Below are 18,711 nucleotides of genomic sequence, written 5' to 3'. Positions count from 1 at the left end.
GCGGGCAGTGTGCCTGCCCGGACAATCCCTCTTCCGTTTTTGCCAATCGAGCGCTGCCCTTGGACGAGCAAAGCCTGACCTTCCGCCTGTTGGCGATCCTGTTCCCGATCTTCGGTATCGTCGCTGCCGGCTATTTCTATGGCCGCAAGCACAAGCCGGAAATGGCGGTGGCCAACCGGCTGAACATGGATGTCTTTGTCCCGGCGTTGGTGTTTGCCGCGATGGCCGGCAAGTCCTTCGATCTGGCGGCCTATGCGCCCTTGGCGCTGGGTGGCTTCATCGTGCTCGCCACCTGTGGTCTGCTGGCCTGGCCGCTTTCCCGCCTGCTCGGCATCCAGCCGAAAACGCTGGTGCCGCCGATGCTGTTCAACAACTCCGGCAATATCGGCCTGCCGTTGGCGGTGCTGGCCTGGGGCGAAAACGCACTGTCGGCGGCGGTGATCCTGTTCATGGTCGAGAACACGCTACATTTCTCCTTCGGCGCCCGCCTGCTCGACCCACATGCCCGCCTGCTCACCCTGTGGCGCGTGCCGGTCGTAGCGGCGGCGATTGCCGGTTTGCTGGTCGCGATCTTCAAGCTGCCGATCTGGCAACCGTTGGTCATCGCCATCAAGATGCTGGGTGACGTCTCGGTGCCGCTGCTGCTCTTCTCGCTCGGTGTGCGCATGACCGATGTCTCCTTCCGTGACTGGAAAGTGCCAGTCGGTGCAGCGGTGCTGCGGCCGCTGGCTGGCATGGCCATCGCCTATGGCGTGATCCAGTTGCTTGGCTTGCAGGGGCGCGATGCGGCGATGTTGCTGGTGTTCGGTGCGCTGCCGCCGGCGGTGCTCAACTTCCTGTTTGCCGAGCGCTACAAGCAGGAACCGCAGCGGGTCGCGTCCATCGTGCTGATTGGCAACCTGGCGGCGTTGTTTTTCCTGCCGCTGGCCCTGGCGCTGGTTCTCTGATTTTTGCCCGTTTTGGGCCGTGCACCGCAGCAGTGGGCTGCGAGTGTGCGTTTATTCGCCAAAACGGTCGAGGCGGCGACGGTCGCGCTTGGTCGGGCGGCCGTGGATGGCGCCGGCCGGCTCCTGCGTGAATTTGCGCCGCATCTGCTCGGCTTCGCGGGCCGCGATGCTCTCGGCCGTTTCTTCGTAAAGCTGGCGCGCCTCGGTAGCCGGGCCACGTTTCTCGGAGAGTGCCTGAATGACAACTTCCCAACGCGTCTCGCCGTTGAAAATTTCCAGCCGGTCACCCGCCTTCACGTCACGCGCCGGCTTGGTCGCAGCGCCGTTCAGTTTGATCTTGCCGCCGCTAACCGCATCCGTGGCCAAGCTGCGCGTTTTGAAGAAACGCGCGGCCCATAGCCACTTGTCGATGCGAATACCGCTCACTGCGGAAGGATCGTCTCGCCGGCGTAGAGTTGTTCGACGGTTTCGCGCTGGCGAATGACGAAGACCTGATCGCCATCGACCATCACTTCGACGGCGCGTGGGCGGGTGTTGTAGTTGGAGGCCATGGCCATTCCGTAGGCGCCAGCCGACATCACTGCCAGCAGGTCGCCCGGCTGCACGTTGAGCGGGCGGGCCTGGCCGAGAAAGTCGCCGGTTTCGCAAACCGGGCCGACCACATCGTAGTCGCGCGTTGCACCGGCACGCGGCACGACCGGTTCGATGTCGTGCCAGGCTTCGTAGAGCGCCGGACGCATCAGGTCGTTCATGGCAGCGTCGATGATGGCGAAGTTCTTGCCCTCGCCTTCCTTCAGGAATTCGACCTGGGTCAGCAGCAGGCCGGCATTGCCGACCAGGCGACGACCCGGTTCCAGTACCACCTGCAAGCCGCGCCCCTGCAGTTTGTCGAGCAGCGGGTTGAGGTAGGAGGCAACGGTCGGTTGGACTTGTTCGGCCTTGTACTTGATGCCGAGGCCGCCACCGAGGTCGATGTGATGCAGCTTGATCCCTTCGGACGCCAGCTGGTCGATCAGGGCGAGGATGCGCTCGAGCGCCTCGACGAAGGGCGAAGGGTCGAGTAGCTGCGAGCCGATGTGGCAGTCGATGCCGGCGACCGCGATGTTGGGCAGCTTGGCGGCGCGGCGGTAGAGGTCGAGCGCTTGCTCGTAGGCAACGCCGAACTTGGCTTCCTTGAGTCCGGTCGAGATGTACGGGTGGGTCTTCGGATCGACATTCGGATTCACCCGGAAGCTGATCGATGCCTTTTTGCCGCATTGGCCGGCGACTTCGTTCAGGCGTTCCAGTTCGGGGGCGGACTCGATGTTGAAGCAGAAGATGCCCTCGTCGAGCGCCAGCTTCATTTCAGCCGCCGTCTTGCCGACGCCGGAGAACACAACCTTTTTCGGATCGGCGCCAGCCGCCAGCACACGCTGCAACTCGCCGCCGGAAACGATGTCGAAACCGGCGCCCATGCGAGCAAAGACGTTGAGCACGGCCAGGTTCGAGTTGGCCTTGACGGCGTAGCAGACCAGCGCGCCGCTGCCCGCCGGATGCGCGCCGAGCACGTCCTGGAATTCCTTCAGCGAGGCAGTCAGCGCAGCGCGGGAATAGACGTAGGCGGGCGTGCCGAAATGTTCGGCGATGGTAGTCAGGGCGACGTTTTCGGCGTGCAGCACGCCGTTCTTCAGGCTAAAGGAACTCATGGCTTCTGGGTCGGGGTGTCCGTGCTAACATCCGCGCCGGTTTGCGCGGGTTGTTTCTTGGCGGGAACGTTGGGTTTCGGGTTGCCGAGCAGCGGTTCCTTGGCCGGGCCCGGTGGCAGGACAAGCGGGCCTTTCATGCCGCAGGCGGCAAGGCTCAGGATGATCATGACGGCGGCGATTCTGGACATGTCTGGGCGCTGTCGGGAAAGAGCGGGATGGTAGCACACCATGGATGACAAGGATTTCAACCGGGAAGCCGACGCCATGCTGGCGCGTATCGAGGCAGCGCTGGAGGCCGCAGCTGAGTCTGCTGAGGCCGATATCGACTTCGAATTGGGTGCGGGCGGCGTGCTGGAAATCGAGTTTGACGACGGCAGCAAGATCATCGTCAATCGCCACGGCGTGGCCAAGGAAATCTGGGTCGCGGCGCGTGCCGGCGGCTTTCATTTTCGCTGGGATGGTGGCGCTTGGCGCGATACCCGCGACAATACCGAATTGCTGGAAAAGCTCTCGGTGCTCGCCAGCCAGCAGGCCGGCGAGCCCGTTGATTTGCGCTGATCAGTCGCTCGGCGGACTGCTCAGGTCAGGCTTGGGTAGCGGGGTCGAGTCGGTTTCCTCCTCCGACTTTTCCTTGGCGTTTTCCGCGTAGATATAGCTGCGTTCGCGACCTTCGCCGACAGCGATCAGGCCTTCCGGCGCACTTGGAGTTTGTACCGGCACGTCCTTGAGCGCGCGTGACATGTATCCGATCCAGATCGGCAAGGCGGCGACGCCGCCAGTTTCGCTGTTGCCCAATTTCTTCGGCTGATCGAAGCCAACCCAAGCACAGCCGACAACAGTCATCTGATAGCCGCAGAACCACGCATCGACGTACTCGTTGGTGGTGCCAGTCTTGCCAGCCAGATCCTGGCGTTTCAATGCGACGGAGGCCTTGGCGGCAGTCCCGTAAACGGTGACGTCACGCAGCATGGCGTCCATCATGAAGGCGTTGCGTGGATCAATGGCGCGGATCGATTCGTCCCCGGCCTGCACTTCGGCTGCCTTGGCCAGAACCTGATTCTTCTCGTCGCGGATTTCGCGTACGACATACGGATTGATACGATAGCCGCCGTTGGCGAACACGGAGTAGGCGGTAACCATCTGCCAGGGCGTGACCGAACCGGCGCCCAGCGCCATGGTCAGGTAGGGCGGGTGCTTTTCGGCATCGAAGCCGAAACGCGAGGCGTAGTCTTGTGCGTATTGGGTGCCGATCGACTGCAGGATGCGGATCGATACCATGTTCTTCGATTTGGCCAGGGCAGTCCGCATTTTCATCGGACCTTCGTACTTGCCGTCGTAGTTATGTGGCTCCCAAGCCTGCGAACCGGTTTGGCTGGCTGGAATGATGATCGGCTCATCTGCGATCACACTGTTCGGGCTGTAGCCCTTTTCCAGCGAAGCCGAGTAAATGAAGGGCTTGAAGCTCGAGCCCGGTTGGCGCCAAGCCTGGGTCGCGTGGTTGAACTTGTTGCGATTGAAGTCGAAGCCGCCGACCAAGGCGCGAATTGAGCCATCCTGTGGGCTGACGGCAACAAAAGCCGACTCGACCTCTGGGAGCTGACTGATCTGCCAAGTCCCTTTGTCATCCTTCTGCAGGCGGACGATGGCGCCACGGCGCAGGCGCTTGTTGGGCGGTGCCTTGTCGTCCAACATCTTGGCGGCGAACTTGATGGCGTCACCGGTGAGGGTCAGCAGTTCTCCGCCTTTGCGGTAGACCTTCAATTGCTTTGGATCGGCCGCCAGAACCAAGCCGGGAAGCAGATCGCCGGCATCGGAAATCTCCTGAAGGATTTCGTCGATTGCTTCGTCCTGGTCCGACTTCACGTCTTTCAAGTCGACGAAGGACTCGGCCCCGCGATAACCATGGCGCCGGTCATAATCCATCACCCCTTTGCGCAGGCTGAGATAGGCGGCTTCCTGTTCCGCCTTGATCAGCGTCGTATAGACCTTCATGCCACGCGAGTAAACGTCCTCCGGAAAACGCTCGGCAGCAATCTGGCGAGCCATTTCGGCGACAAACTCGGCGTGCACCGGGTAATCCGACAACTCGCGTTTTACCACCAGCGGTTCCTTCAATGCGGCCTCGTATTGCGCGTCATTGATGTAACGAAGCTCGTGCATGCGGCGCAAGACATACTGCTGGCGGATCTTGGCGCGTTTCGGATTGACAATCGGGTTGTAAGCCGACGGAGCCTTCGGCAAGCCAGCCAGCATTGCAGCTTCGGCAATGGAAATATCCTTCAGCGGCTTGCCGAAATAAATCTGCGCTGCTGCCGCAAAGCCATAGGCCCGTTGGCCGAGGAATATCTGATTGATATACAGCTCGAAAATCTGGTCTTTCGTCAGGTTGCTTTCGATCTTGAAAGAGAGCAATGCCTCATAGAGCTTGCGGGTGTAGGTCTTTTCGCCAGTCAGGAAGAAGTTGCGCGCTACCTGCTGGGTGATGGTCGAAGCACCCTGACGCTTGCCGCCGCCAATGAAGTTGGTCGCCGCAGCACGCACGATGCCGGCGTAGTCGATACCGCCGTGCTGGTAGAAGCGATCGTCTTCGGCGGAGAGAATTGCGTGCTTCATGACGTCGGGGACTTCGTTGAAGCCGACGACGGCTCGCCGCTCTTCGCCGAACTCGCCAATAAGGAACCCGTCGGCGGTGTAGATGCGCAGCGGAATCTTCGGGCGATAGTCGGTCAGAACTTCAAGGGAGGGCAAGTTGGGGTAGGCCAGTACGAGAACAATCGCCGCGATGGCGATCCCAATCGCGACTAGACCCAGCAATAAAGCGAATGGGATTAGGAAAAGGCGCAGGGCTAAGGGGAGTTTGGGCACGACGGCTTACCCGAAATAATGAGTTGCGCGGATTATACGCTGGCGCCCAATGGCGCCGTGAAAGTGCTTTACATGCCTAATGGTTGTTGCTAGCATCTGAAGTGAATTATTGAATTTTTTTGTAACTTCGCATTCCGTAAGGACTTTTTGGGGGTCTGGTGGGCTTCGATATCTCAGCGTTGTTAAATCCCAAGGCGCGTTCCCTCTTTGGGTTGGACATCAGTTCTTCCGCTGTCAAGATGGTAGAACTGACCGCTAATGGGAAGGACGGCTATCGCGTTGAGCGCTACACCATTGAGGTGTTGCCCAAGGATGCGGTTTCCGATGGAAATATTGCCAATCTCGATGGCGTCGTCGATTGCGTGAAGAAAGCCTGGAAGCGTATGGGCACTTCGACTCGCAACGTCGCCATGGCCCTGCCGGCATCCGCGGTGATCACCAAAAAGATTATCGTGCCTGCAGGTCTGCGGGATGATGAACTGGAAGCTCAGGTTGAATCTGAGGCGAACCAGTACATTCCGTTTGCGATTGACGAAGTTAACCTCGACTATCAAGTGATCGGTCCAGCCCCTGCTGTGCCGGATGAACTCGAAGTCTTGATTGCTGCCTCCAAGAAAGAGCGAGTCGAAGATCGTGTCGCTGTGGCCGATGCGGCGGGACTGAAAGCTGTCGTTATTGATGTCGAGTCCTTCGCTGCGCTGTCTGCATTTGAGCTGATCGAGCGTCAGCTTCCGGAATCTGGCAAAGACCAGACGGTCGCGTTGATCGATGCCGGCGCCAATGTCATGAATCTGACAGTGATGCGCAATGGCCAGCAGGTCTATGTTCGCGAACAGGCATTCGGTGGTAGCCAACTGACACAGGATATTGCACGGCACTACGGAATGAGTTTCGAAGAGGCGGAGGCCGCAAAACGAGCTGGCAATCTGCCGGAAGGGTATGAGGTCGAACTCTTGAATCCGTTCATGGAGAACTTGGCTCTTGAAGTTTCGCGGGCTCTGCAATTCTTCTTCACATCAACACAATATAACCAAGTGGATCACATCATTCTCGCTGGTGGATGTGCGGTGATTCCAGGTGTCGACGAAGTTGTGGCTACTCGCACCCAAGTGAATACCCTTGTGGCTAATCCGTTTGCAAATATGGTCCTGTCGGATCGTGTGCGTGCAAAAAGCCTTTTGGCCGATTCGTCCTCGCTAATGGTGGCCTGTGGGCTAGCGATGCGGAGGTTTGACCCATCATGATTCGTATTAATCTCCTGCCCCATAGAGAAGAGGCAAAGAAAACTAAAAGAGAGCAGTTTTATCTTCTGGCCGGGTTGGTGACTGTGCTGGCTTGCGCTGTCGCGTTTCTTGTTTATTCGATGATTGATGGTGCAATCGCTAGCCAAGAAAATAAAAATGATTTTTTAAAAAAAGAGTTGGCAATTCTTGATAAGCAACTTGATCAAATAAAGCGATTAAAAGAGCAGACACAAGCCTTGCTTGCGCGGAAGCAGGTGATCGAAAATCTTCAGCGTGATCGTGGTGAAACCGTTTATTTGTTGAGTGAGTTGGTTAAACAGGTGCCAGATGGGGTGTATTTGAAATCCCTCAAACAAGATGGCTTAAAGGTCAATGTAACTGGTTATGCCCAATCAAATGCGCGGATATCGTCGCTGATGCGTAATATAGACGACTCTTCGTGGCTGGAGCGGCCGCAATTAATTGAGAGTAAGGCTGCGCTCGTGAATGGACGGCGAGTGAATGAATTTACTTTGGATTTTTTCCTGACTAGAGTTCAGAATGAAGATGGGGGGAAAAAATGACAAAGCCAAGCATTCGTCAGATTGACTTTCAAAAGATTGCGAACGATTTCAAGTATCTGAATCCAAATGACCCGGGTGCTTGGCCGCTCATGCCGAGGGTGGCAGTGCTCATAGGATTATTTTTTATTATTCTGGCTGCAAGCTGGTGGTTTTTTTGGAGTGACCAGCTTTCTGTGCTTGATGCTAAGCAACGGGAAGAGGATTCGTTAAAGCAACAATATCTCGAAAAAAAGCGGCAAGCGGTAAATTTGGATCTATATATCCAGCAGCTTGCAGAAATCGATCGGTCGTTTGGTGCACTTTTGAAGCAGTTGCCTAATAAGTCCGAAATTGAGGCGTTGCTGATTGAAGTTAATCAAGCTGGCTTGGGGAGGGGGTTGCAATTTGAATTATTCAAGCCAGCTCAAGAGCAAGTAAAGGATTTTTATGCGGAACTGCCAATTTCCATAAAGATTAATGGGTCGTATCATGACTTCGGTGCCTTCGCGGCAGATATAGCAAAATTACCTCGCATTGTTACATTGAATAATATTTCTGTGACCCCCGGAAAAGAAGGTGGCTTGGTTTTAGATGCGACAACTAAGACATTTCGATATTTGGACGAAACCGAGGTGGCAAAGCAGAAAAAGACTTCGCAAGGGGCCAAAAAATGATTAGGTACCTTTTGCTCGGCATAGTTATTTTATTGGCTGGATGTTCTGCTGATGAGCATCAGGATTTAAAGAACTGGATGGCTGATAATACGAAAGACCTAAGAGGAGGAATTCCTAAGTTACCTGAGGTCAAACCGTATGAGGCGGTGCCGTATGAAGTTGAAGGGATGCAAGATCCTTTCAGGTCATCAAAGATTGAGCCAGATTCAAAATATAAAAAGAATGGAGCGGGCGGTGGGTTTAGGCCAGATTTTGAAGCTAGGGAGTTGAGAAATAGCTTCTTGGAGAAATATCCCCTTGAGTCTTTGAAGATGATTGGTTACCTGAACGTGAACCGCTCGCCGATGGCTGTGATACAGGTGGCCGATAAAGTCAAACAAGTCCGGGTAGGCGAATACCTTGGGTTAGATTTTGGTATTGTTACTAAGATTACAGAGACCGAAGTGCAGTTACGCGAGTTGATTGAGGATTCTGCGGGTGATTGGTCTGAACGAAATAGTTCGCTGTATCTGCAGAGCAAGGAGGGTGGCAAGAAATGAGTTTAATTAATAGGTTTAGTGTCTTGTGTGGTTGGTTATTTGCCGCTGCAGCTTTCGCCGCGCCTAGTGAAATTGGAAATTCTATTGAGGCGATAAATGTTGCCCGCCAAGGGAATGATATCGCAATAAAAATAGACCTTAAGAACGAATTGCTGTCTGTTCCTGCTAGCTTTAGCGTGGCTAATCCCCCAAAAATCGCGTTCGATTTTCCCGGAGTATCCAATGGAGTAGGAAAAAATACCCAGGTTCTTAACGAAGGTGATTTGCGTAGTTTCAATATCGTACAGGTTTCCGATCGAACGAGGCTTGTAGTGAACCTGAGTAAGAAAATGAACTACGACACCCGTTTGGAAGGGCGAGTACTGTATGTCACGTTAACGCCAATCGCACAGCTTTCAGAAAAATCTACTCAAGCCGGTGCGACAAGATTTGCTGAAGAAAGCTTGGTTGGTAGGAAGCATGCAATTAGAGATGTGATGTTCCGACGCGGGAAAGATGGTGAAGGCCGAGTAATTGTGGAGTTGAGTGATGCCGGCTCGGCCATAGATATTCGCCAGCAAGGAGGTAATCTAGTTGTAGATTTTCAGAAAACTGAAATTCCAGAACATCTGCGTCGCAAGCTTGACGTAAACGACTTTGCTACTCCCGTTTCAACTGTAGAAACAAAACTCATTGGTGATTCTGGGCGTATGGTAATCGCGCCAAAGGGTCTTTGGGAGCATAACGCATATCAAAGTGAGAATCAGTTTGTTGTAGAGGTAAAACGAGTAGTAGAGGATCCGAATAAGCTGGTGCAGGGTAGTAAGGTTGGCTATCAAGGTCCTAAGGTAAGTATCAACTATCAGAATGGTGACGTAAGAGCACTCCTCCGATTGATGGCTGAGGAATTGGGGCTTAATGCGGTAATTAGCGAAACTGTAACTGGAACGACGACTCTGGTTTTGAAGGATGTTCCAGCGGATCAGGTTATAGACATAATTTTCCAGCAAAAGGGCTTGGATATGCGAAAGAAGGGCAATATTATTCTTATCGCACCAAGAGATGAAATAGCTACCAGAGAAAAATTGGATTTTGAGTCCAAGCAACAAATTAGCGAACTGGAGCCATTAAAACTCGAGCAGTTTCAACTGAACTACCAGAAAGCCCAGGATGTTTCACGTTTATTGATGGGCCTGCCAATTTCCAGTGGTCAAGGCGCAGCATCTGCTGCTGTCCCGCCCGGTGCAACTGCTAACATGGCAGCGCAGAGAATTCTAAGCAAGAGAGGAAGTGCTGTCGCGGATCCACAGTCCAATCTCCTATTCGTAAATGATATACCCGCAAAGCTTGAGGAAATACGCTCGTTCATTCGAGCAATAGATATTGGTGCGCGTCAGGTCTTGATCGAGGCTAGAGTTGTCGAGGCGAAAGATAGTTTCAATCGTAGCTTAGGCGTGAAATTGAATTTTCTTAATTCGAAATCTGTTGGGATAGGCTTGGGTGGCATGAATCTTGGCGGCGGTGTTTATTCTTCTGGCGGACAATCCGCTAGTAATACCGCAGGCGTGAATCTTCCGTCTTATACATCGGAGGGCGGGCGATTAGCTGTTTCGTTGTTTAATTCATCGTTGACTCGGATTCTAAATCTTGAGTTGGCTGCATTGGAGTCCGATGGCATTGGGAAAATAATATCCAGCCCTCGAGTTATAACTGCAAATAACGTAAAAGCTAAAATCGAAGATGGTACCGAGATACCTTACGTGACGACGCAAAGCTCGGGCGGTACTACTACTCAGACTGTGAGTTTTAAGCCTGCAAAATTATCGCTGGAAGCTACACCCCAAATCACTCCTGAGGGTACCGTGAGGATGGCGTTGGTGGTTAAAAAGGAAGAGGCTGACTGGACCAAGGCGGTATTGGGTAATCCTCCCATTAAAAGTTCCGTTGTAGAAACAAACGTGGTTGTAGAAAACGGGGGGACCGTAGTGATTGGCGGGGTCTTTGTCACCGATTCGCAGAATTCAGTAGAGAAGGTTCCGCTTTTGGGGGATATCCCGGTATTGGGAGCGCTTTTCAAATATAAGAACGATACTGGTGAGCGGCGCGAGTTGTTAGTGTTTATTACCCCGAGAATCATTTCCGATAAAATGCGATTCGATTGAAATCAATACACTAAATGAGGCCGGCATAGCCGGCCTTTTTTTTGCCAGGCTCCGTTAAGTTATACTTACAGCGGTGAGTGAGCAGATGAACATCTATTTGGTTGGCCTAATGGGGGCCGGGAAGACAACCGTTGGTCGTCAACTGGCCAAACGCTTATCCCGGCCATTTTTCGACTCCGATCACGAAATCGTGGAACGAACCGGGGTGCCTATCCCAACGATATTTGAAATTGAGGGGGAGGCTGGCTTTCGTCGTAGGGAGATAGCCACAATTCATGAGCTGACTGCTCAAAGCGGAATAGTTATGGCTACCGGCGGTGGGGTTGTGCTGTCTTCAGAAAATCGAGAGAGGCTTAAGGCAACCGGTTGGGTTGTCTATCTCAATGTCCCGCCACGGTTGCTTTTCGAGAGAACGCGCCACGACAAAGGACGCCCATTGCTTCAAGTAGACAACCCCTTAGAAGAATTGAAGAGTTTGTACGAGCAGCGTGACCCTTTGTACAGGGACGCGGCAGATTTGGTGCTGGAGACCGGGCATTTGGTGGCTTCCGGTGTGCTTCAAGTAATCTTGAAAGAATTCGACCAGAAATGCAGCAAGGACTAATGCACGAGTTGTATGTCTCTTTGGGAGACCGCTCTTATCCGATAGACATCGGTGTGGGAATTTTGGCGCAAATTGAGCGTATTCTGCCTTACGTCAGGCATAAAAAAGTGGTACTCGTGTCGAATACGACTATCGCGCCGTTGTATATGTCCGACGTTGTCCGAGGGTTGATGGCGCTGGGTGTTGAGGTCATTGAGGTTGTCCTGCCTGATGGTGAGGCATATAAAACCTTTGAGACCCTGAATCTGATCTTTGATGCTTTGCTCTCCAATCAATGTGAGCGGAGTACGACGCTGATTGCTCTCGGGGGCGGAGTAATTGGCGATATGGGCGGATTCGCCGCGGCTTGCTATCAGCGCGGTATGCCTTTCATTCAAGTACCCACCACATTGCTTGCCCAAGTTGATTCGTCGGTTGGTGGTAAGACTGCAATCAATCATCCGCTGGGAAAAAACATGATTGGTGCGTTCTATCAGCCGAAGTTGGTGCTCGCCGATATTGCGACCCTGGATACCTTGCCGGATCGTGAATTGAAAGCAGGTGTGGCGGAGGTTATTAAATACGGTCTGATTCGCGATCTGTCGTTTTTTGACTGGCTAGAGGCCAATATGGAACGTTTGCTGGAGCGGGATCGTGAGGCTCTGGCGTATGCCGTGAAACGCTCTTGTGAGAACAAGGCTGAAGTGGTTGCTGCGGATGAGCGGGAAAAGGGCGAGCGTGCCTTGCTCAACCTTGGGCATACCTTTGGTCATGCCATTGAAACCGGACTCGGCTATGGTGTTTGGCTACATGGCGAAGCGGTGGCGGCAGGAACGCTTATTGCTACCGAACTGTCGAGAATTTTGGGTTGGCTCTCTGGTGACGATATACAGCGTGTGGAAGCCCTATTCCGACGCGCAGGTCTACCGATACACGCGCCCAAAATGGGAGCTGCCCGATATCTCGAATTGATGAGGCATGACAAGAAGGTTGAGGGTGGAAAATTGCGCCTTGTGCTGCTGCGCAAGATCGGCGAAGCAGTGCTGACGGACGTGGCGACAGAGGAGCAAATTGTCCTCGCGATCGAGGCTCGTTGCACCGAAACGGGGAGTATTTGACCCCCGCTTGGTGCATCGCAGCATCTTGAATCGATAGGGGTTTTCCAGTATATTCAACGGTTGCCTCTAATTTTCGTACAGGCCGACGCGTCAAATATGACGTTCGGCTTTTTTCATCATTGGCCATGTTGCAGGGGCCAAGTACTTTGAAGGAATGCGTGTGATGGAACCGGCAGTACCTGAACGGCAGGGTTTGTACGACCCAGCCAACGAGCACGACGCTTGCGGTGTGGGCTTTGTTGCCCATGTGAAGGGCCAGAAGAGCCACAGTATCGTCGAGCAAGGTTTGTTGATCCTCAAAAATATCGACCACCGTGGTGCGGTCGGTGCGGATCCATTGCAGGGTGACGGTGCCGGTATCCTGATTCAGATCCCAGACCAGTTCTACCGCGAGGAAATGGCCAAGCAGGGTGTGGATTTGCCGCCGGCTGGCGAGTACGGCGTTGGTATGGTCTTCCTGCCGCAGGAAGGTGCCTCCCGCCACGCTTGCGTCGAAGAAATCGAACGCTCAATCAAGGCTGAAGGCCAAGTGTTGCTGGGTTGGCGCGATGTCCCGGTCAACCGCGAAATGCCGATGTCGCCGACTGTTCGCGCTAAAGAGCCGGTGATCCGTCAGGTCTTCGTCGGTCGCGGACCCGATGTGTTCGTGACCGATGCGCTGGAACGCAAGCTATATATCATTCGTCGTCGCGCCGCCAATGCCATCAAGTCGCTGAAGCTGAAGCACGGCCAGGAATTCTATGTGCCGTCCTTCTCGGCGCGCACCGTCAACTACAAGGGCTTGCTGCTGGCCGATCAGGTTGGTGTTTACTATCTGGATCTCCAAGACAAGCGCACGGTGTCCGCACTTGCCCTGGTGCACCAGCGTTTCTCGACCAATACCTTCCCGACCTGGGATCTGGCCCACCCGTTCCGCTATATCGCCCACAACGGTGAAATCAACACCGTGCGTGGCAACGTGAACTGGTTCAAGGCGCGCGAACAGGCAATCTCTTCTCCCATCCTCGGCAAGGATCTGGACAAGGTCTGGCCGCTACACTATCCGGGTCAATCCGACTCTGCCGCCTTCGACAATGCGCTCGAACTGCTGGTCATGGGCGGCGGCTACTCGCTGGCGCAGGCTGTGATGCTGATGATCCCGGAAGCCTGGGAAAAGCACACATTGATGGACGAGAACCGTCGCGCTTTCTACGAATACCATGCTGCGATGATGGAGCCGTGGGACGGTCCTGCCGCCGTGGCCTTTACCGATGGCCGTCAGATCGGTGCGACGCTGGACCGTAACGGTCTGCGTCCGGCCCGTTATCTGGTGACCGACGACGACATGGTTGTCATGGCCTCCGAGTCGGGCGTGTTGCCGATTCCGGAAAAGAAGATCGTCAAGAAGTGGCGCCTGCAGCCGGGCAAGATGTTCCTGATCGATATGGAACAGGGGCGCATCATCGATGACAAGGAATTGAAGGATTCGCTGGCGAACGCCAAGCCGTATCGCGAGTGGATCGAGAAGATCCGCATTAAGCTCGACGAAGTGCCTTGCAACGGCGTTCAACCGGCTGCCGAAGCGGCAACCTCCATGCTCGATCGCCAACAGGCCTTCGGCTACACCCAGGAAGACATCAAGGTCATCCTGGAGCCGATGGTCCAGAGCGGCGAGGAAGCCACCGGTTCGATGGGTACCGATTCCGCTTTGCCGGTGCTGTCGAAGAAGAACAAGACGCTCTACACCTACTTCAAGCAGTTGTTCGCGCAGGTGACCAATCCGCCGATCGACCCGATCCGCGAAGAACTGGTCATGTCGCTGGTGTCGTTCATCGGTCCGAAACCGAACCTGCTGAACACCAACGACATCAATCCGCCGATCCGTCTTGAAGTGTCCCAGCCGGTGCTGTCTTTCTCGGACATCGAGAAGCTGCGCAACATCGAGCAATACACTTCCGGCAAGTTCCGCTCCTTCGAGCTGGATATCTGCTATCCGGTGAAGTGGGGCAAGGAAGGCATTGAAGCCCGTCTGGCTTCGCTGGCTGCGGACGCCGAAGATGCGGTTCGCTCCGGCGCCAACATCCTGATCGTTTCCGACCGCAAGGTCGATGCCGAGCACGTCGCCATTCCGGCGCTGCTGGCGACCTCGACCATTCACCAGCATCTGGTCAAGAAGGGCTTGCGCACTTCGACCGGTCTGGTGGTCGAAACCGGTTCGGCCCGCGAAGTCCATCACTTTGCGCTGCTCGGCGGTTTTGGCGCGGAAGCCGTGCATCCCTACCTCGCCCTCGAAACCATCGAGAGCCTGGCCAAGGGCGATGCCGAGAAGGCCGAGAAGTTCACCAAGAACTTCATCAAGGCGATCGGCAAGGGTTTGTGCAAGGTCATGTCCAAGATGGGCATTTCGACCTACATGTCCTACACCGGCGCGCAGATTTTCGAAGCGATTGGCCTGAAGAAGGACTTCGTCGAGAAGTACTTCACCGGCACGCCGTCCAACGTCGAAGGTATCGGCGTGTTCGAAGTGGCCGAAGAGTCGATTCGCCTGCACAAGGAAGCCTTCTCGGCCGACCCCGTGCTGACCTCCATGCTGGATGCCGGTGGCGAATACGCTTTCCGCATCCGTGGCGAAGAGCACATGTGGACCCCGGACTCCATCGCCAAGCTGCAGCACTCGACCCGTTCCGGCAAGTACGAAACCTACAAGGAATACGCCAAGCTGATCAACGATCAGACCAAGCGTCACCTGACCCTGCGCGGCCTCTTCGAATTCAAGTTCGGCGCTCAACCGATTCCGCTGGAAGAAGTAGAGCCGGCCAAGGAAATCGTCAAGCGTTTTGCCACCGGTGCGATGTCTCTCGGCTCGATCTCGACCGAAGCGCACACCACGCTGGCCATCGCCATGAACCGTATCGGCGGCAAGTCGAATACCGGTGAAGGCGGTGAAGACGCCAAGCGCTTCCAGCCGCTCAAGGCAGGCCAGAAGCTCTCCGAGGTGATCGGTGCGTCCCGCATCGAGCGCGACTACGAATTCAAGGATGGCGATTCGCTGCGTTCCGCCATCAAGCAGGTCGCTTCCGGCCGCTTCGGCGTGACCGCAGAGTATCTGGTCAACTCCGACCAGATTCAGATCAAGATGGCCCAAGGCGCGAAGCCGGGTGAAGGCGGTCAGTTGCCGGGCACGAAGGTGTCAGAATACATTGGCAAGCTGCGTCACTCCGTGCCTGGCGTGACCCTGATCTCGCCGCCGCCGCACCACGACATTTACTCCATCGAGGACTTGGCCCAGCTGATCCACGATCTGAAGAACGTCAATCCGTCCGCTTCGATCTCGGTCAAGCTGGTCTCGGAAGTCGGCGTCGGTACGGTTGCCGCCGGTGTTGCCAAGGCCAAGGCCGATCACGTCGTGATCGCCGGCTTCGATGGCGGTACCGGTGCTTCGCCGGTGTCGTCGATCAAGCACGCCGGTACGCCGTGGGAACTCGGCCTGTCCGAAACCCAGCAGACCCTGGTGCTGAACCGCCTGCGTTCTCGTATCCGTGTCCAGGTCGACGGTCAGATGAAGACCGGTCGCGACGTCGTCATCGGCGCGCTGCTCGGTGCCGATGAATTCGGTTTCGCTACCGCACCGCTGGTTGTCGAAGGCTGCATCATGATGCGCAAGTGCCATCTGAACACCTGCCCGGTCGGCGTCGCCACCCAGGATCCGGAACTGCGCAAGCGCTTCTCCGGCCAGCCGGAACACGTCGTAAACTACTTCTTCTTCGTTGCCGAAGAAGCGCGCGAACTGATGGCCCAGCTGGGTATCCGCAAGTTCGACGACCTGATCGGCCGCACCGATCTGCTCGACATGCGCGCCGGCATCGAACACTGGAAGGCCAAGGGTCTGGATTTCTCCAAGATCTTCTATCAGCCGAACGTTCCGGCCGAAGTGCCGCGTCTGCACACCGAAGGCCAGGATCACGGTCTCGACAAGGCACTCGACCACAAGCTGATCGAGCAGGCCAAGCCGGCGCTGGAAAAGGGCCAGAAGGTTCAGATCGACACCAAGATCATCAACGTCAACCGCACCTGCGGCACCATGCTGTCGGGCGAGGTCGCCCGTCGCTACGGTAACGCCGGCCTGCCGGACGACACCATCCACGTCAAGCTGACCGGCACCGCCGGCCAGGCCTTCGGTGCTTTCCTGGCCAAGGGTGTGACGCTTGAACTGACCGGCGAAGGTAACGACTACGTCGGCAAGGGGTTGTCGGGCGGTCGCATCATCATCAAGCCGAGTGCTGATTTCCGCGGCGACACGCAGCAGAACATCATTTGCGGCAACACCGTCATGTACGGTGCGACCGATGGTGAATCGTTCTTCGCTGGCGTTGGTGGCGAGCGCTTCTGCGTTCGTAACTCGGGCGGCACGGCCGTCGTCGAAGGAGTGGGCGACCACGGTTGCGAATACATGACCGGTGGTACGGTCGTGGTGCTGGGCATGACCGGCCGCAACTTCGCCGCCGGTATGTCGGGCGGTATCGCCTACGTGCTGGACGAAGACGGCAGCTTCAAGAACCGTTGCAACCTTGCCCAAGTGGCACTGGAAAAGGTTCTGCCGGCCAATCGCCAATCCACCGACGAGCCGATGCACCGCGGTACGGCCGACGAGACCCAGCTCAAGGAGCTGGTGACCCGTCACGCCGAATACACCGGCAGCAAGATCGCCAAGAAGGTTCTCGCCGATTGGGAAACCTATCGCGAGAAGTTCGTCAAAGTTTATCCGCATGAGTACAAGCGGGCGCTCACCGAGCTGGCCGCTGCTGCACAGAAGGAGGCCGCATAATGGGCAAGCCGACTGGATTCATGGAGTTCGAGCGCCTCGAAGAGGGCTACGAGCCGGTCGAACAGCGCCTGAAGCATTACAAGGAGTTCGTTCACACCCTGAACGACGACGATGCCAAGACCCAGGGCGCACGCTGCATGGACTGCGGCATTCCGTTCTGTAACAACGGCTGCCCGGTGAACAACATCATTCCGGACTGGAACGATCTGGTTTACAAGGGCAACTGGAAGCAGGCGCTGGATGTGCTGCACTCCACCAACAACTTCCCGGATTTCACCGGCCGCATCTGTCCGGCTCCCTGTGAAGCCGCCTGCACCCTCGGCATCAATGCTGCGCCGGTGGGCATCAAGTCGATCGAGCATTTCATCATCGACAAGGGCTGGGAAATGGGTTGGGTTGTGCCGCAGCCGGCTGCCGTCAAGACGGGCAAGAAGGTTGCCATCGTCGGTTCCGGTCCGGCCGGTATGGCTGCTGCCCAGCAACTGGCACGCGTCGGCCATGACGTGACCGTGTTCGAGAAGTCCAGCCGTATCGGCGGTCTGCTCGGCTTCGGCATCCCCGACTTCAAGCTGAACAAGTCGGTGATCGACCGTCGTGTGGCGCAGATGGAAGCCGAAGGCGTGGTCTTCAAGACCAAGGTCATCGTCGGCGACAAGAACATCCCGGCTGGCATCAACAACGATGCCACCGAGACCGTTTCCGCCGAGCAGCTGAAGAAGGATTTCGACGCGGTGATCCTCGCCGCCGGTTCCGAAGTGCCGCGCGATCTGCCGGTGCCGGGTCGTCAGTTCAAGGGCGTGTACGCTGCGCTGGAATTCCTGATTCCGCAGAACAAGGAAGTCCAGCAGGGCGTCAAGAACCCGATCAACGTCAAGGGCAAGCACGTCATCGTCATCGGTGGCGGCGATACCGGCTCCGACTGCGTCGGTACCAGCTACCGTCATGGCGCCGCTTCGGTGACCCAGTTTGAACTGATGCCGGCCCCGCCGGAGCAGGAAGACAAGCCGCTGACCTGGCCGTACTGGCCGCTCAAGATGCGTACTTCTTCCTCGCACAAGGAAGGTTCCACCGTGCGTGAATTCGCCGTGGCGACCAAGGAGTTCATCGAGGACGGCAAGGGCAACGTCAAGGCCCTCAAGGCTGTGCGCGTCGAATGGGCAGGCGGCAAGATGACCGAAGTCGCCGGTTCCGAATTCGAACTGCCGTGCGATGCCGCTTTCCTGGCCATGGGCTTCGTGAACCCGGTGGGTAGCCTGCTCGAAGCCTTCGGCGTCGAGAAGGATGCGCGCAACAATGCCAAGGCAACGACCGACGGTGAAGGCTGCTACAAGACCAACGTTGAGGGCGTCTATGCCGCCGGTGACGTGCGTCGTGGCCAATCGCTGGTCGTTTGGGCGATCCGCGAAGGTCGTCAGGCAGCTCGCGAAGTCGACGCCTTCCTGATGGGTTCGACCGAACTGCCGCGCTGAACACCTAGCGTCTAATAAAACCCCGTCGGCTGCATAGCCCACGGGGTTTTTTGTTGCCCCTTGGTTTTTGCCTCAAAATGGCAGTGCACCGCAGCAGCGA

General features: G+C 56.0%; 15 protein-coding genes. 11 read left to right on the top strand and 4 right to left on the bottom strand.

Going from position 1 to position 18,711, the window contains the following annotated elements:
• Positions 1-59: 59 nt before the first annotated feature.
• Positions 60-947: an AEC family transporter gene (locus WIF35_RS10795; RefSeq protein ID WP_412478222.1), complete on the top strand. Its 888-nt coding sequence runs from the start codon at positions 60-62 to the stop codon at positions 945-947.
• Positions 948-998: 51 nt separating this feature from the next.
• Here WIF35_RS10795 and WIF35_RS10790 read toward each other — a convergent pair whose 3' ends face one another.
• The 3 genes from WIF35_RS10790 to lptM are packed head-to-tail and all read right to left on the bottom strand — an operon-like array spanning position 999 to position 2,820.
• Entirely contained in the window at positions 999-1,364 is a 366-nt protein-coding gene (locus WIF35_RS10790) for an RNA-binding S4 domain-containing protein (RefSeq protein WP_412481240.1), read from the bottom strand.
• Positions 1,365-1,369: 5 nt separating this feature from the next.
• Positions 1,370-2,632 (bottom strand): diaminopimelate decarboxylase, encoded by a 1,263-nt coding sequence (gene lysA / locus WIF35_RS10785; RefSeq protein ID WP_412478221.1) that lies wholly within the window; start codon positions 2,630-2,632, stop codon positions 1,370-1,372.
• On the bottom strand, positions 2,629-2,820 hold the full coding sequence (gene lptM / locus WIF35_RS10780; protein ID WP_412478220.1) for an LPS translocon maturation chaperone LptM: 192 nt from the start codon (positions 2,818-2,820) through the stop codon (positions 2,629-2,631). The genes lysA and lptM overlap by 4 nt, the downstream gene beginning before the upstream one ends.
• 40 nt (positions 2,821-2,860) lie before the next feature.
• Here lptM and cyaY point away from each other — a divergent pair, with 40 nt between their 5' ends.
• Entirely contained in the window at positions 2,861-3,190 is a 330-nt protein-coding gene (cyaY, locus tag WIF35_RS10775) for an iron donor protein CyaY (RefSeq protein ID WP_412478219.1), read from the top strand.
• Here the strand turns inward: cyaY and WIF35_RS10770 are convergent, their stop codons facing one another.
• On the bottom strand, positions 3,191-5,446 hold the full coding sequence (locus WIF35_RS10770) for a penicillin-binding protein 1A (protein WP_412478218.1): 2,256 nt from the start codon (positions 5,444-5,446) through the stop codon (positions 3,191-3,193). It lies immediately after the preceding gene.
• 209 nt (positions 5,447-5,655) lie between these two features.
• Here WIF35_RS10770 and WIF35_RS10765 point away from each other — a divergent pair, with 209 nt between their 5' ends.
• From WIF35_RS10765 to WIF35_RS10725, 9 genes are all read left to right on the top strand, one after another.
• Positions 5,656-6,741, top strand: a complete 1,086-nt coding sequence (locus WIF35_RS10765; RefSeq protein WP_412478217.1) for a pilus assembly protein PilM — start codon at positions 5,656-5,658, stop codon at positions 6,739-6,741.
• The gene (locus tag WIF35_RS10760; protein ID WP_412478216.1) at positions 6,738-7,304 is read left to right on the top strand and encodes a PilN domain-containing protein; all 567 of its coding nucleotides are present in this window, start codon (positions 6,738-6,740) and stop codon (positions 7,302-7,304) included. Before WIF35_RS10765 ends, WIF35_RS10760 begins: the two co-directional genes overlap by 4 nt.
• On the top strand, positions 7,301-7,957 hold the full coding sequence (locus tag WIF35_RS10755) for a type 4a pilus biogenesis protein PilO (protein ID WP_412478215.1): 657 nt from the start codon (positions 7,301-7,303) through the stop codon (positions 7,955-7,957). The genes WIF35_RS10760 and WIF35_RS10755 overlap by 4 nt, the downstream gene beginning before the upstream one ends.
• Positions 7,954-8,496: a pilus assembly protein PilP gene (locus WIF35_RS10750; protein ID WP_412478214.1), complete on the top strand. Its 543-nt coding sequence runs from the start codon at positions 7,954-7,956 to the stop codon at positions 8,494-8,496. Before WIF35_RS10755 ends, WIF35_RS10750 begins: the two co-directional genes overlap by 4 nt.
• Positions 8,493-10,637 (top strand): type IV pilus secretin PilQ, encoded by a 2,145-nt coding sequence (gene pilQ, locus WIF35_RS10745; protein WP_412478213.1) that lies wholly within the window; start codon positions 8,493-8,495, stop codon positions 10,635-10,637. Before WIF35_RS10750 ends, pilQ begins: the two co-directional genes overlap by 4 nt.
• Before the next feature lie 85 nt (positions 10,638-10,722).
• Positions 10,723-11,241, top strand: coding sequence for a shikimate kinase (locus WIF35_RS10740; RefSeq protein ID WP_412478212.1), 519 nt, complete (start codon positions 10,723-10,725; stop codon positions 11,239-11,241).
• Positions 11,241-12,338: a 3-dehydroquinate synthase gene (gene aroB, locus WIF35_RS10735; protein ID WP_412481239.1), complete on the top strand. Its 1,098-nt coding sequence runs from the start codon at positions 11,241-11,243 to the stop codon at positions 12,336-12,338. The genes WIF35_RS10740 and aroB overlap by 1 nt, the downstream gene beginning before the upstream one ends.
• A gap of 163 nt (positions 12,339-12,501) precedes the next feature.
• Positions 12,502-17,142 (top strand): glutamate synthase-related protein, encoded by a 4,641-nt coding sequence (locus tag WIF35_RS10730; protein WP_412478211.1) that lies wholly within the window; start codon positions 12,502-12,504, stop codon positions 17,140-17,142.
• Positions 17,142-18,611: a glutamate synthase subunit beta gene (locus tag WIF35_RS10725; RefSeq protein WP_412478210.1), complete on the top strand. Its 1,470-nt coding sequence runs from the start codon at positions 17,142-17,144 to the stop codon at positions 18,609-18,611. The genes WIF35_RS10730 and WIF35_RS10725 overlap by 1 nt, the downstream gene beginning before the upstream one ends.
• Positions 18,612-18,711: the final 100 nt, after the last annotated feature.

The organism is Azonexus sp. IMCC34839 (assembly GCF_047047955.1).
Lineage (GTDB): Bacteria > Pseudomonadota > Gammaproteobacteria > Burkholderiales > Rhodocyclaceae > Azonexus.
The sequence above is the reverse complement of the archived record's forward strand: the minus strand, read 5'-3'. Positions and strand labels throughout refer to the sequence as shown.